The following is a 14,581-nucleotide window of genomic DNA, read 5'->3' as shown; positions in this document are numbered from 1 at the left end:
TTATCAAAGTTGAAAGTACTTATCTGAGGAGTGACATCATGTCTTACATCCCTTTAGTGGTTGATATTTCACAAAAACAAATCGTTGTTATAGGTGGCGGAAAAATAGCTGAAAGACGTGTCAATGTTTTAAAAACATATACAAAACAAATTCAAATTATTAGCCCCACGCTAACAAATAGCTTAGAACATCTTGTTGATAAACAAGTCATTCAATGGCGGAATAAAACATTTGAAAGTAGTGATGTGCAAGACGCGGATTTAATTATTGCTGCGACGAACGATACAGACGTAAATCAATCCATATTACAAGCCAAGCCAGACAAGGCATTAATTAATATGGCGGGTCAAGCGTTAGCTGGCGATGTATTCATTCCAAGTATATTACGACGTGGAAAGTTAATGATCAGTGTTTCAACACAAGGCGCCAGTCCTAAACTGACAAGCCAAATTTTAGCTGAGTTACAACAACATTTTAATAGTGCATATGGTGATTATGTTGATTTCCTATATGAATGTAGGCAACAAGTTAAACGTAGCTCACTTTCACCTGAGGAAAAAGAACGGTTTTTGAAGCAAATCTTAAATGAAAAATATTTAAAAATAAGTAAGCAAAATGAAGTTAGAAAGTGGTTATCAGCGCTGGAATAAATTGAAAGGAAAGGGGGACATCATATGTATAAATTATTTGTTTTTGCACTGGCTGGTTTTCTCGCTCAGTTAATTGATGGTTCATTAGGCATGGGGTTTGGCGCATCGTCTTCTTCGATATTATTGACATTTGGTGTGGCGCCAGCAATCGTATCAGCAACAATTCATTTTTCAGAAATTGCTACTACAGCTGCGTCAGGAACGTCGCACTGGAAATTTGAAAACGTACATAAACCTACGATGATCAAATTAGCGATTCCTGGAGCGATAACAGCATTTATTGGTGCTGCTATATTGAGTCATATACACAGTGATTTTATTAAACCATTTATCGCTATTTTCTTGTTATCAATGGGACTCTATATTTTATACCAATTTTTATTTACCAAAGAAAAACCATTATCGAAAGCGAATGAAAAGACATCTCGACTTGTGTTAATACCACAAGGTGCAGTGGCAGGATTTTTAGATTCAATTGGCGGTGGAGGCTGGGGACCAGTCAATACGCCATTGATACTTGCTCAAAAGAAATTAGAACCTAGGTATGCGATTGGTACGGTATCCGCAAGTGAGTTTTTCGTAACGGTGTCTGCGTCTCTAAGCTTTATTATTTTTCTTGGCTGGAGCCAAATTAATTGGTGGCTTGTCGTATCATTAAGTGTCGGTGGTATGATTGCAGCACCATTTGCAGCGTGGTTAGTTAGACTGTTACCGATGAATATTTTAGCTGTTTGTGTGAGTGGATTGATTATTTTCACAAATACAAATTCACTGATTAGTGTTGTTGAAATCAATCATGCTTTATCAATCACAATAAAAATTGCATTGATTGTGATTTGGTTCGGATTAATTCTGTATGCTTTATACCAAAATAATAAATTACCGTTTGCTACTTTTAAAGATGAAACAAATGTAAATAAATTAGATTAATTCATTAAGGAGTGTGACGACATGTCATTAATAAACGAAAAAGAACAATCTACCATCCAACCTCATGGTGGTTCACTTATCAATAGAGAGGTCCACGGTGCAGCGCGAGAACAATTGCTTAAAGAAGCTGAAACACTCGCATCTATCACATTAAATCCTTGGAGTTTATCAGATTTGGAATTAATTGCAATCGGTGGATTTAGTCCATTGACAGGATTTATGAAAGAAGCTGATTATTCTAAAGTTGTAGAAGACATACACTTAGAAAATGGTTTGGTTTGGAGTATCCCAATCACATTACCTGTGACAACAGAACAATCTCAAAATTTGAATATTGGCTCTCGTGTTGCCTTGTATGGTGAAGATGGTGTTTTATATGGTGTGATTGACTTAGAAGAAAAGTATACGTATGACAAACAAAAAGAAGCGAAACTTGTATACGGAACTACGGATGTTGATCATCCTGGTGTCAAAAAGGTCTATGAAAAAGGAGATGTGTATCTCGCAGGCCCAATTTATTTATTAAACAGACCTAAACACGACGAATTTGTGGATTATCATCTAGACCCTAAAGAAACAAGACAACTCTTTACAGACTTAGGATGGCAAACTGTGGTAGGTTTTCAAACTAGAAACCCAGTACATCGCGCACATGAATATATTCAAAAAGCAGCCTTAGAAGCAGTGGATGGCTTGTTGTTGAATCCTTTAGTAGGTGAAACAAAATCTGATGACATTCCAGCATCAGTGCGTATGGAAAGTTACAAAGTTATATTAGAAAATTATTACCCGGAAAATAAAACGCGTTTAGTTATTTACCCTGCTGCAATGAGATATGCAGGACCTAGAGAAGCGATATTACATGCTACAGTACGTAAAAACTATGGATGTACACACTTTATTGTTGGACGTGATCATGCAGGCGTAGGTAATTATTACGGCACCTATGAAGCGCAAGAACTGATTTCTAAATACGAAGCAGAATTAGGTATACAAATATTAAAATTCGAACACGCCTTTTATTGTAAAACGTGTGAAAATATGGCTACAGCAAAAACGTGCCCACATGATGCTTCAGAACATTTGCATTTAAGTGGTACGAAAGTTCGTGAAAAATTGAAAAAGGGAGAATCGCTACCGAAAGAATTTTCGAGACCAGAAGTAGCTCAAGTCCTTATAAATGGATTGAAAGAACAGAAATAAAGGAGTGTAGATGTAGTAATGGGAGAATCTAAAAATATAACATGGCATGCTTCAGAGGTTACCAAGGATGAAAGATTACAGCGTAATCAACATAAGAGTGCAGTTATTTGGTTTACAGGACTTTCTGGCTCAGGAAAATCAACGATATCTGTAGAACTTGAAAAAGCATTGTTTAATCACCAAATCCATACATATCGTTTAGATGGAGATAATGTTAGACATGGATTGAATCGAAATCTAGGATTTTCACCTGAAGATCGTAAAGAAAATATAAGACGTATAGGTGAAGTTAGTAAATTGATGGTAGATGCAGGTTTGATAACAGTCACAGCTTTCATCTCTCCTTATAAATCAGATAGAGAAGCAGTACGCCATTTATTAGATACAGATGATTTTATAGAAGTTTATACGCAATGTAGTCTATCAGAATGTGAAAATAGAGACCCGAAAGGTTTATATAAAAAAGTAAGAAGTGGTGAAATCGCAGAATTTACTGGCGTAAATGCGCCATATGAAGCCCCTACACAACCAGAGATTACATTAGATACAGAAACACTTTCTGTGGAAGCATCAGTATCCAAAATTATGGATTATTTACAAAAACATCAGTATATCGATGAAATTTAAGTTTAATAATAAAAAATTGAAGGGGCAATCGAATGGAGATATTAAATATCATTGCCATAATATTATTTATTATATTTATTTTAGTAGTATCGTGCGGATTGTTACTTGTGCGTTTAGGTCAAAGTAGAAAACATTTTTTTGTAGAATTGAAAGTGATGGTCACAATTATGGTAATATGTTTTATTGGCATAGGTGTATCACTAATAATACTAGGTTATTATCATCAATTATAAATTATATATGCATTGATAAACAGGGCTACGAAATCAAATGACAAGTTTGATTTCACCCTGTTTTTATATTTAAATAAGTGTATTTCTATTTAACAATCGTTATTATATATTGTTTTGTAGATAAGCAAACAGTATCAATGATACTTATATGTTTTATAGTAAAGTGAAAATTAAAGTGTTATATTAAGTAAATCAAATTTATCTGATTGGCGTTTTAAACGTAATGAATACAATATAAAGGTAGGGACATTTATCAAAATGGATCAAAGTATAAAGGATATTCCTAAAATAGAATTACATTGTCATTTAGATGGTTCAGTCAGTAAACATTTAATTCGACAATTGGCACAAGAACAACGCATACCTTTAAACGAGGATTGTCTTACAGTGCATGAAGATTGTGAAAGTTTAGAAGCGTATTTGAAGTGTTTTGATGAAGTATTAAAAGTATTACAAACCGCAGATAGCCTAAAGCGTGCAATTGTAGATGTTGCGCAACAAGCTTATGAGGATAATGTTAAATATATAGAGATTCGCTTTGCACCGTTGCTACATATGGAACAAGGTATGACGCTTTTAGATGTATTAAAAGCTGTAGAAGCGGGGGTTAATATCATACAAGACACATTGCATATGAAAGTGAATTTACTCATTTGCGCAATGAGGCAGCATGCATCGTCTGTGAATAAACAATTATTTGATGATGTGTCTATATATAATAGCGAAAAAATATGTGGTATAGATTTTGCGGGGCCTGAAGTAGGATTTCCTCCATATGAAATTCAAGATACTATTCAATACGGATTAGAAAAAGGTATGAATTTAACACTCCATGCAGGTGAGTGTGGTTGTATACATAACGTTTTAGAAACGATCAAAATAGGGGCTAAGCGTATTGGTCATGGTGTTGTTGCTAACATAGATGAAGCTGTATTAAAGGAAGTTAAAGCGAAGGATGTATTGTTAGAAATATGTCCTAAAAGTAATTTGCAAACCAAAGCTATAGAGACATTGTCACAAATAAACATCCCTTACTTATTAAAAAACGATATACCTTTTATTATCAATACAGATAATCGTATGGTGACACAAACTTCATTAAATGAAGAATATACGTTGTTATTAAAACATCAGTTAATAAATATAAACCAGATTAAATACATTAATAAGCGTGCAGTTCAATATACCTTTTTAACCGAAGAAGAAAAAAGTCAAGTGCTTCAATCAATGTCATAACGCGTATACACTTTACACAATATGAAGCGTTAATCATTAACATTTTATAATACTAAAAATATACACTACTGTTTATTTTTAGTATTCAAGCGCAACAGATTTGATAGTTTGAATAAAATGAGTCATAGCAGGGCTTAAATGATAATTTTTATTCCAAATAAAATCCGTTGAGATATTACTATAGTTATCAGGCAATTGATAACTATACAATGACCCGTTTTCTAAGTCATTTTGTACGGATGATTTTGGAACTAAACTGATACCGATACCAGATTTAACACTACCAATAATTGTTTCCATCGTACCAAATTCTACAAGTAATGGCTTTTTAATATTTTCGGATTTTAACCAGGCTTCAAGATTTCTTCTATAATTACATCCATTTTTAAACACCAAAAATACAGCGGATGTTATATCTTCTAATTGCGTCATTTCTGTACTGGATATTAACACAAGTTTTTCTTTAAATAACTCTACTTTATTTATATTATGATGATGTTTGAAGCCTGTGACAAATCCACAATCCAAGTTTTGATTGACTATTTTTTTAGAAATATTGGCAGTAACATCAGTATGTAATGATAGAGAAATTTGTGGCGATTTTTTCCGGAACATTGATAATAGCATAGGTAATTTAGTAATCGTTTCGACAATCCCGATATCAATTTTACCGTTAGATGATGCTTGTTTGTCAAAATCACGTTCTATTTCATTTAATGTAGCTAAAATTTTTTCAACATACGTTTGGAATTTTTCACCATCTGTCGTCAAGGTCGTACCTTTATTATGACGTAAAAAAAGTTGTGTGTTGAGTTCTTGCTCTAACTGTTTTATGCGAAATGTAACATGTGATTGCACATAATTAAGTGATTTAGCAGCCTTACTAATACTTTGATGTTGACTAACACTTTGAAAAATTTTAAAATCTTTGATTTCCATAATATCACCCGACTTTTCGTTTGAGGCTATTATACATGAAACCATTTCTTTTATGCTGAAAAAAGCACTGCCGTCGCTATGACGGCAGTCTTATTATGTTGCATATTTTTTAATTAAAGTTTTGAAGAAGTCTATAGATCGTTCAAATGCTTCTATTTCTACATATTCGTTGGGTTGATGTGCTAATGTTTCTATTCCAGGTCCATAAATTAATGTAGGAATGTTGCTATTAGGGTTTAGCACAGAGCCATCGGTGTAATAAGCCATTCCAGTAATATTATTTTCTTTAGAAGTATCTAAGGCTTTTTGAATAATTTCAGTGTCCTCATCAGTTAGAATCGTAGCGCGATCAAGCAATACTTTTGTGCTTACTTTTGGAGCGTTCCTATCAGAAAATATCTGGTTTAAACGTTGATTAAATTGCTTATACAGCTTGTCATGAATATTCGGTGTAACTGTTCGTATATCAACATTTAATACACATTCATCAGGTATCACGTTCGTTTGAATACCACCATTGACCATATTTGCAGAGATACTACTTTTACCTAATGCTGCAGTTTCTTCTGACCATTCTTCTTTTAAATCATTTATCAATTGAATGACTTTGTTTATGCCTTCAACTGCATTAATACCTTGTTCTGGCATCGCGCCGTGTGCAGTTTTTCCAGTCAAAGTGACTTCTATCCATAATGCGCCCTTATGTCCAATTGCAACTTTCTCAGTCGTGGGTTCAGCTATAATGATAGCAGCGACATTATCCATATTTGTGTTTTTGACGTAATGTTCCGCACCTATTGAATCTACTTCCTCTCCTGCAGTGGCTAAAAATTCGATATCTTTCTTTAATTCACAGTTTTCCTCAATTAAAGATTCTAATGCGAGATATAAAGCGGCTAAGCCACTTTTCATGTCTGTTGTTCCTCTTCCATATAATTTTCCATGATCAATATCACCTTTAAATGGGTCATAATCCCATTTTTGTGCACCTATCTTTACAGTGTCGGTATGGCCGGATAATATGAGTTTGCTAGCGTTTGGCTGCTTGGATTTTAAAGTTACTGAAAAATTGCTTCTATTATCACTTAAATTTGTAATGTTAATAGGAATGTTTCGAGACGCACACCGTTGTTTAAAAAGTTTTACAACGTTATTTTCATTAGCAGGTGGGTTGGTGCTATCAACATTGATGAGAGATTGTAAGAATTCTAAATTTGATTGTGTCATCTTCAAACCCCCCTAGCTTTATTAAAAACTTTGTCTTTATTTTCAGGTTGTAAACTTGGACGTGTTATTTTAAACAGTGATATATCCTGTTTGGATTTACCTTTAGTGGTTAATTCATATAATATTTCTCCGACTGCACTGGAAAATTTATAGCCATGTCCTGAAAAACCAGCAGCAACGACAATATGTTCATGTTCGGGATGTTTATCTATCACAAAGTGTTCGTCTAATGTATTTGTAAACATACACGTTTTACCAACATTAATATTTCCGTTCGCTTGTTGCATGTATTGGTTCAAAAAACCACTAATATCGTTTTCGTCTTTTTCATAAGACCCAAATGATTTATTGTAATAAGTTGGGTCGATAGGGTCTCCATTATCGTAACGTCCAATTTTTAAACCAGTGCCATCAATAGAAGGGAATCCATAATATACACCACTTGGGACGTCGGCAAAAAAGCCCGGAAACCCATCTGACTTATACAAAATATCGTTGGAATCAAACCACGCAATCGTTTGTCTAGAAGGTTGGAGTTGAAGTTTTAAATCTAAATCATCTAAAATTTTTTTATTCCAAGCACCACCAGTGATAATTAATTTATTTGCGGTGAATGTTTCGGAATTGGTTTGAACTTCGACTGAGTCATTAAAAATATCAATATTCATGACTGGCGCATTGGTTTTTAATTCAGCACCATGATTTAAAGCAAGTCGTTTAAATGCGCGGATACAGTTTTGAGAAAATAGCACTCCGGCCTCAGGTTCATAACAACCAATTTGGTCATCAGGTATTGTAATACCTGGCCAAGTGTCGTTAATTTGTTTAGCTGATAAAGTTTCAGTATTTAGATTATATTGTTGAGCACCATTGATTGCGGTTTGTACAAACAATGAATCGCTTGGGCCAAAAGTAATGACACCAGTATTTAAAAATATCCGTTCATTTGTTTGTTTTTGAAGTTCATTCCAAAGTTCTTGTGCTCTCAAAGCAATAGGTACATACGCTAAACCTTCTCCACAAGCATGCCTTATTAATCTTGTGTCACCACTATGACTACCATTTTCATGTGGTGGGTCAAAAGCATCTATCATTAAAGTATTCCATCCACTTTTTGCCAAATAGTATCCAGCTGACATACCCATAGAACCGGCACCGACAACGATGACATCGTAATGTTTTCTCATTTCCATCTCTCCTTAGTTGAAACAAATTTAATATTTGCCAAGTATTTATTTCAAGTCTAATAGCAACTAGTCTTAGTGTAAAATTACAAAATGAGATGGTTGATATCTCTAAAAGTGATATCGATATACGTATGTATTTTGCCTAACTGTACTTTTTTTATTAATTTAAGACAGTTAGGAACTTAACTATACGAATTGAGAAAAATTTAACATTTAAATTATTAATTAGCATACAATGTAATTACACAAACAAGTAAAGGGGTGTATTGACATGATGATTGCAGATATTATCGGTGGTATCATTAAATTAATCAAAACTTTAGTTGACACTTTCGCGTAATTTTCAAATAACTAATTAAATCAATTTAAAGGAGTGCTTACATTATGTCAGGTATCGTAGAAGCAATTTCAAATGCAGTAAAATCAGGTTTAGATCACGACTGGGTAAATATGGGAACTAGCATTGCAGATGTAGTAGCTAAAGGTGCAGACTTCATCGCTGGATTCTTTGGTTAATAAACATATTTTTAAATAAACATATACTTAATCAAAAAAGCTACTGTTTCACACGTAAAGTGTTAGAAAACAGTAGTTTTTTTGTTGTTAAGTTATTTAAAAAAGTAACTTTTGTTTTTGAATAACTATACAAATAATATACATTATTTTGTATAGTTATACATTTCAGAGAGATTAGGTTAACTGCCCAGATGCTAAAAATAGACTGGCATCTTTGTTCATAAATATATTTTTGCCTTGATAAAAAGTATGGCTATTTATATTTGAAAGTCCTATTTTACGTAATGCTTTGTGGATATCTTTTTGTTCGAATCCATTATATATATTCGGGTGATTAACATTTTCATTTTTATCGAAGTCTACTATGATTAGTATGCCATTACGATTTAATTGAGTAGCTAATTGTTGCAGTAACGCTATGTAATTTCCGCTATGAAGTAGTACAAGTGAGAGTAATATCACGTCATATGATTGGTGAAGTTTTGTTTTGTTTGGATCTAGTAAATCGCCTTCAATGGCTTTAATGTTTGTTTTATTTAATGATTTAATTTTGGCATTACATATTTCAGCCATTTTAGGTGATGCATCTAAAATAGTAATGTGATTGAAATGATGTGCGATATCGAATGCGACAAGCCCAGTGCCACCACCGTAATCTAATAACGAATCATACGTAGTTTTTTTAAACAGTAAATTTAATTCGGAAGAGATTGTTTTAGCTAACTTAATTCTTTCGTCATTATCATAATTTTGTGCTATTTGATTAAATTGAGATTGATTCAAGCTCATCATCCTTTAGAATAGATTTTCTTTTTGTATTTTTAGAGTTATTATAGATTTGTAAAGTCTTTAATTGATTTTAGCATAGTAGGCAAATTTTTTTCAATTAAATGACGTCAAGTTGTCTTGTAATATTTAAAATTATAGATAATCAATGGTTATTTTAAAAAAGTATATTTGTTCAATTTATGTATGGATAAAATATTTAAATAAAATTACATAATATACTAATAGTATATTAAATTAGGTAAGCCTAAAGTCTGATTGAGTATGGCTGTTATATTTGGTTTACTAGGTGGTGGACGTTTATAACGAGATGCAGAGATGAAGAAAAATATGAGAGTAATTAGGCGGCGGTTAAAAGGTCTAGATTACGGGATGCTAATTAGTTTTATTATATTAGGTGTTTTAGGTGTCATCATGATATATAGTGCGAGTATGGTATCAGCATCTAAGGGTGCATTAACTGGTGGCGTTCCAATTGAAAGTAATTATTTTATGAAAAGACAATTTATCTTTTTGATTGTGGGTATTTTAGTGATTATATTTATTGCATTATGCATAAATATAAACTTTTTAAAAACACGCATGTACAAAAATTGATGGTTATCAGTTAACGAGTGCGTTAACCTCGATTGGTAATGGCGGCCTGACTGGTAAAGGTTTAGGAAATGGTCTAGCAAAGTTAGGTTATTTACCAGAACCGCACACTGATTTTATATTTACCGTTATTTCAGAAGAATTGGGGCTACTAGGTGTGCTATTTACGCTCATAATTTATGGTTATATCTTAATAAAAGGACTTATTTATGCGAATAAAACGAACAATCAATTTTATAAATTGATTTGTGTTGGTGTAGTCAGTTACATATTTATGCAAGTTTTCATTAATTTAGCTGGTATATCTAGTATTGTTCCATTAACTGGTGTGACTTTGCCCTTGTTGAGTTATGGTGGTTCTTCTATGTTGAGTATCAGTATAGCTTTTGGCGCACTTTTAGCAGTGGCTAGAAGAATTAACAACGACAGAAAGGAAACTTTAAAATGACCCGTATTTTAAAAATTACACTACCAGTTATTTTGCTTATTGCTATTTTGATTGGTATTGCAATAGGTATAGCAAAACCTATAGATCAAGGGATCTATAACATGTTACATACATATTTAAATATAGATGTTATAAAACAATATCTATATTTTGTTTCAACTATTTTTGACCCTAAAATTTGTTTGATTTTAACATTATGTGTTTTGGCTGTTTTGTTTTTCTATCATAAATTTAAGTTTTTGTGGTATGGCTTTTGGTGCTTTTCAGTATTTTTAATAGGTACTTTTATGAAATATGTCATTCAACGGTCGAGACCATCCGAACATTTTGACGGATATAGTTTTCCCAGCATGCATGTTTTAAGTGTATGTATATTAGTGAGCCTAATTTTATTAATAAAAAGGAATAAAACATTATATTGTATAGCCATTATTTTAGTGGCTTCAATTATAGTATCCCGTATTTATGTGGGCGCGCATTATTTTACTGATACTATGGGAAGTTTATTAGTGATTTCAGTTATGATTCAATCACTTAATTACAATAATCATGCAAGCGAAAAACTAGATAAAATCGAATGATTTGTTAAGCTAAATGCTAATCTATAAATTATTTATTGATTCATACATGGAATGATGAAGGGAGTCATTTGATTGAATTATGAAAAATATTTAAACAGGACAGTCGAACTTGCTGAGGAAGCATTAAATTATGGTAATGAACCTTTTGGCTCACTTTTAGTGGATATTGAGGGTAATGTTTTATTTGAAGATTATAATAGAATCAGTAGTGGTGATGCGACTGAACACCCAGAAATTGCTATCGCAAAATGGGCAGCAACCCATCTTACTCCTGACGAAAGAAAGCATACTATTGTTTTTACTTCCGGAGAACATTGTCCAATGTGCGCAACTGCACACGCACTCGTTGGTTTAGATAAAATTGTATATGCGAGTTCCTCAAAACAATTGAGTCAATGGTTGGAAGCCATCAATGTTGCGCCTGCCCCTTTTAAAAATTTACCTATTGAAAGTGTAATTAGAGATGCTCATGTTGAAGGACCTTTTGAAGCAGTGTCATCTAAAATTAAAAAATTGCAAATTCGTTATCATCAACAATAAGTGGAAGTATGAAACCCCTCCAGTAGCCAAACTGCTGAGGGGTTTTATGTTTTTTTAGCGTTTTTTTGTCTTTAAATGCTTATAAATTGAAAAGCTTTGATGGTTGTGATAAAAGCATTTGTCATGTTTAAGAATATACAGAATGGGAAAATTATGCATAATATCGTAATAACACAACTAAGGTGTTTTTGATAAGGGGGACAATTAGATGAGTACGTTAATTTTTCTTTTAATTCTAGCTGTAATCATTATTATTTATTTACTAGTGAAACAAAGTTTTGCTAAAGATTTTAAAGCTCAAAAGCATAAACGTTATAGAGAGAAGCGAGTGATAGATTTTATTCAGAGCGCATATAAAATTGACAACATTGAAGCAATTCACCGTAAACATAATCATTTAGAGCTCATTTATAATCGTAAGACGTTAGATGTAAAAAGTGAACAGGTTATTTTTGTCGACGAAGCAGATCAGGAAGATGTTGAAACTAACTTTAGCTTAGCTGAAGACGATGAAAGAGAAGACTTATTTGATAAAATTTTAGAAAATACGTATTTTTATATGACAAAGGAACGCTTCGATCATTTAATGATTCAGTCTAAAGCGTAATGGTTAATGTGTATCCATGAAAAATGATGACGGATATTTTAAGAGGAGGACTTTCTTATGAAACCAGTAGTTAAAGCTTATAAGAATGATAGTGAGTTAGAAGTGGATGTTACTGCATTACAAGATAAAGGTATAGGTAATCAGGACATTTACGTATTATCCTTAGATAAATCTCGAACAGAAAAAATTGTAGAAGATACGAATATTTTAGGTATAGATATTAAAAAAGAAAATGATTCTGAGAGAGAAGCTTTGAAAAGAAAGTTGATTGATTTAGGTGTAGATGAAAGTGAAATCGCTACTTTTAAAAGTGATATGGATGACGGCAAAGTTTACTTAATCGTCACTGATGTAAGAGTTAGAGGGTTATTGTAAAATATTTAGATGAACTATATCGCTTCAGGATTTTAAGTAAACAAAATGCCTATGTAGTTCATGTTTTGAATGCTCTGAACATTGAGTTGAATGAAGATAAAGTTGATATAAATGCTTTGAACAATGATGCGCTTAAGCGTAAACAAAAAACGTCAATTTCTATATTATATAGAAATTGACGTTTTTTTAATCAACAATATTGATGTTCTAGACATTGTATTGTTATTTATACGTGTTTATAAGGTGCGACGTTTTGGTTTACTGTCGTCTGAAAGTCTAAATGATAATAGTAATCCAATTGCTGAGATAACTGTAGCAATGATAAACGTTACGTTAACACCATGAATTATACCAGTAATACCGTCTTGAGGTATTGCTGAAACTGACATTATAGTAATAAAGACTGCGGTACCAATAGCACCTGCCATTTGTCTAAATGTATTGTTCATGGCAGTACCATGTGCGATTAAATCATTTGGCAGTTGGTTAATTGCTAATGTCGTCATAGGCATCATAACCATGGCGATTGAAACCATTCTCAATGCATTAGAAGTAGCGAGATACGTAAATGTTGTATGCTCTGTTAACATTGTAAATGGTAATGTCGAAACGACTAGTACGAATAAGCCAATTCGAGCGAGCCATTTACCACCGAATTTATCGAATAAATAACCAGTTATTGGGTTCATCATACCCATAATAATTGCACCTGGTAATAAGACTAAACCAGATTTTAAGGCTGAGTATTGTAGCATGTTTTGCATATAAAGTGGCAAGATAATATTTGTTGCAATAAGTACACCAAATACAAACATACTTAGTACCGTACCTAACGTATAAATACCGTAACTAAATACTCTGAACTCAAGCATAGGTTCTTTTAAGTTTAATTGACGACGGATAAATATAACGAGTGAAACGATACCAACAACAAGCGGTGCAATAAATTGTACGCTAGTCCAACCTGCTTCACCAACAGAACTGAAACTATATAGTAAGCCACCAAATCCTAATGTAGATAAGATAACTGAAGCAATATCTAATTTTGGATGTGTTGTTTCTGTAACGTTCTTCAATAGGAATATAGAAGCAATAATGATAATAATCGCGATAGGGAATACAACATAGAAGACACTTCTCCATGATAGGTGTTCGACTAATATACCTGATAAAGTAGGTCCGATAGCTGGAGCAAATGCGATAACAAGTCCAAACAGACCCATTGCAGTACCGCGTTTTTCTTTAGGAAAAGTTAAAAATAGTATTGTTTGCATTAACGGCATCATTATACCTGCGCCTGCTGCTTGTAAGACACGCCCGATTAATAGCATTGAAAAATCAATACCGACTGCACAAAGCAACGTACCTACTGCAAAAATACTCATTGCAGTTAAGAATAACTGCCTCGATGTAAAACGTTCAATTAAAAATGCAGTTACAGGAATCATAATCCCGTTTACTAACATAAATATAGATTGTAACCATTGTACTGTACTTTCTGACACTTGGAGATCTTTCATTATTGGTGGTAATGCTGTTCCAAGTAAAGTTTGGTTTAAAATAGTTATAAAAGCCCCTGATAATAGAACGATAAACAGAGGTATTCTCTTTTCAACATGGAAATTTCCAGTTTCTGTCAATGTACTCACTTCTTTCTTAACAAATTACACATCTAAATATTATAGCACTTGAAACGTTGTAAATCTAAAAGTTGAACTTATTTTTTAAAATTTATCTGTGAGAAGTTTGAAATATTGTCATGAAAGGGATTTCTTATGTTGGGTATATAGCAATTTAGTTTTGTTATGCATCAAAAAGTTGTATGAAAATATAAATGAGGGTGAGACATGATAGGTGTCTCATACCCTCGATTTAATTAAAAGTAGCTGAATTCATAGATTT

At 32.8% G+C, this 14,581-nt stretch carries 16 protein-coding genes and 1 pseudogene; 12 read left to right on the top strand and 5 right to left on the bottom strand.

What is annotated here, in order from left to right; genetic code table 11:
* The first annotated feature begins 38 nt into the window (after positions 1 to 38).
* The 6 genes from KA873_RS08780 (at position 39) to add (ending at position 4,879) form a co-directional block, all read left to right on the top strand.
* Positions 39 to 650, top strand: coding sequence for an NAD(P)-binding protein (locus tag KA873_RS08780; protein WP_107384184.1), 612 nt, complete (start codon positions 39 to 41; stop codon positions 648 to 650).
* A gap of 24 nt (positions 651 to 674) precedes the next feature.
* Complete coding sequence (locus KA873_RS08775; protein WP_019469811.1) at positions 675 to 1,580, top strand: sulfite exporter TauE/SafE family protein; 906 nt, start codon at positions 675 to 677, stop codon at positions 1,578 to 1,580.
* A gap of 21 nt (positions 1,581 to 1,601) precedes the next feature.
* Complete coding sequence (sat, locus tag KA873_RS08770) at positions 1,602 to 2,783, top strand: sulfate adenylyltransferase (RefSeq protein ID WP_210140254.1); 1,182 nt, start codon at positions 1,602 to 1,604, stop codon at positions 2,781 to 2,783.
* 18 nt (positions 2,784 to 2,801) lie between these two features.
* Entirely contained in the window at positions 2,802 to 3,410 is a 609-nt protein-coding gene (cysC, locus tag KA873_RS08765; RefSeq protein ID WP_119535545.1) for an adenylyl-sulfate kinase, read from the top strand.
* 32 nt (positions 3,411 to 3,442) lie between these two features.
* Complete coding sequence (locus KA873_RS08760; protein WP_107384187.1) at positions 3,443 to 3,643, top strand: hypothetical protein; 201 nt, start codon at positions 3,443 to 3,445, stop codon at positions 3,641 to 3,643.
* Positions 3,644 to 3,901: 258 nt separating this feature from the next.
* Complete coding sequence (add, locus tag KA873_RS08755; protein WP_210140253.1) at positions 3,902 to 4,879, top strand: adenosine deaminase; 978 nt, start codon at positions 3,902 to 3,904, stop codon at positions 4,877 to 4,879.
* Between the two features lie 78 nt (positions 4,880 to 4,957).
* Here the strand turns inward: add and KA873_RS08750 are convergent, their stop codons facing one another.
* From KA873_RS08750 to solA, 3 genes are all read right to left on the bottom strand, one after another.
* Complete coding sequence (locus KA873_RS08750) at positions 4,958 to 5,818, bottom strand: LysR family transcriptional regulator (RefSeq protein WP_107385859.1); 861 nt, start codon at positions 5,816 to 5,818, stop codon at positions 4,958 to 4,960.
* Positions 5,819 to 5,911: 93 nt separating this feature from the next.
* On the bottom strand, positions 5,912 to 7,045 hold the full coding sequence (locus KA873_RS08745) for a M20 family metallopeptidase (RefSeq protein ID WP_210140252.1): 1,134 nt from the start codon (positions 7,043 to 7,045) through the stop codon (positions 5,912 to 5,914).
* Between the two features lie 2 nt (positions 7,046 to 7,047).
* Complete coding sequence (solA, locus tag KA873_RS08740; RefSeq protein WP_210140251.1) at positions 7,048 to 8,232, bottom strand: N-methyl-L-tryptophan oxidase; 1,185 nt, start codon at positions 8,230 to 8,232, stop codon at positions 7,048 to 7,050.
* A 384-nt stretch (positions 8,233 to 8,616) separates the two neighbouring features.
* Between solA and KA873_RS08735 the strand changes: the two genes are divergently transcribed.
* Positions 8,617 to 8,748 carry a beta-class phenol-soluble modulin gene (locus tag KA873_RS08735; RefSeq protein ID WP_046207113.1) on the top strand — a complete coding sequence of 44 codons (132 nt, stop codon included), beginning with the start codon at positions 8,617 to 8,619 and terminating at the stop codon, positions 8,746 to 8,748.
* Positions 8,749 to 8,922: 174 nt separating this feature from the next.
* On the opposite strand, the gene KA873_RS08730 is transcribed toward KA873_RS08735, so the two are convergent.
* Positions 8,923 to 9,531 (bottom strand): class I SAM-dependent methyltransferase, encoded by a 609-nt coding sequence (locus tag KA873_RS08730; RefSeq protein WP_210140250.1) that lies wholly within the window; start codon positions 9,529 to 9,531, stop codon positions 8,923 to 8,925.
* 321 nt (positions 9,532 to 9,852) lie between these two features.
* On the opposite strand from KA873_RS08730, the pseudogene KA873_RS08725 reads away from it, so the two are divergent.
* From KA873_RS08725 to KA873_RS08705, 5 genes and pseudogenes are all read left to right on the top strand, one after another.
* A pseudogene (locus KA873_RS08725) lies at positions 9,853 to 10,576 on the top strand (FtsW/RodA/SpoVE family cell cycle protein).
* Positions 10,573 to 11,157 carry a phosphatase PAP2 family protein gene (locus KA873_RS08720; RefSeq protein WP_107384193.1) on the top strand — a complete coding sequence of 195 codons (585 nt, stop codon included), beginning with the start codon at positions 10,573 to 10,575 and terminating at the stop codon, positions 11,155 to 11,157. The pseudogene KA873_RS08725 and the gene KA873_RS08720 overlap by 4 nt, the downstream one beginning before the upstream one ends.
* A 72-nt stretch (positions 11,158 to 11,229) precedes the next feature.
* The gene (locus tag KA873_RS08715; RefSeq protein ID WP_107385863.1) at positions 11,230 to 11,697 is read left to right on the top strand and encodes a nucleoside deaminase; all 468 of its coding nucleotides are present in this window, start codon (positions 11,230 to 11,232) and stop codon (positions 11,695 to 11,697) included.
* 208 nt (positions 11,698 to 11,905) lie between these two features.
* Positions 11,906 to 12,304, top strand: coding sequence for a hypothetical protein (locus KA873_RS08710; RefSeq protein WP_107504675.1), 399 nt, complete (start codon positions 11,906 to 11,908; stop codon positions 12,302 to 12,304).
* Between the two features lie 57 nt (positions 12,305 to 12,361).
* Positions 12,362 to 12,679 carry a YflT domain-containing protein gene (locus KA873_RS08705; protein WP_107384196.1) on the top strand — a complete coding sequence of 106 codons (318 nt, stop codon included), beginning with the start codon at positions 12,362 to 12,364 and terminating at the stop codon, positions 12,677 to 12,679.
* 236 nt (positions 12,680 to 12,915) lie between these two features.
* Here the strand turns inward: KA873_RS08705 and KA873_RS08700 are convergent, their stop codons facing one another.
* Positions 12,916 to 14,319 carry an MDR family MFS transporter gene (locus KA873_RS08700; RefSeq protein WP_107384197.1) on the bottom strand — a complete coding sequence of 468 codons (1,404 nt, stop codon included), beginning with the start codon at positions 14,317 to 14,319 and terminating at the stop codon, positions 12,916 to 12,918.
* Between the last annotated feature and the right edge of the window lie 262 nt (positions 14,320 to 14,581).

This window comes from Staphylococcus sp. GDY8P45P, assembly GCF_017892745.1.
In the GTDB taxonomy this organism is placed as follows: domain Bacteria; phylum Bacillota; class Bacilli; order Staphylococcales; family Staphylococcaceae; genus Staphylococcus; species Staphylococcus cohnii.
Note: the sequence above shows the minus strand (reverse complement) of the source record. Positions and strands in the feature narration are given on the sequence as shown.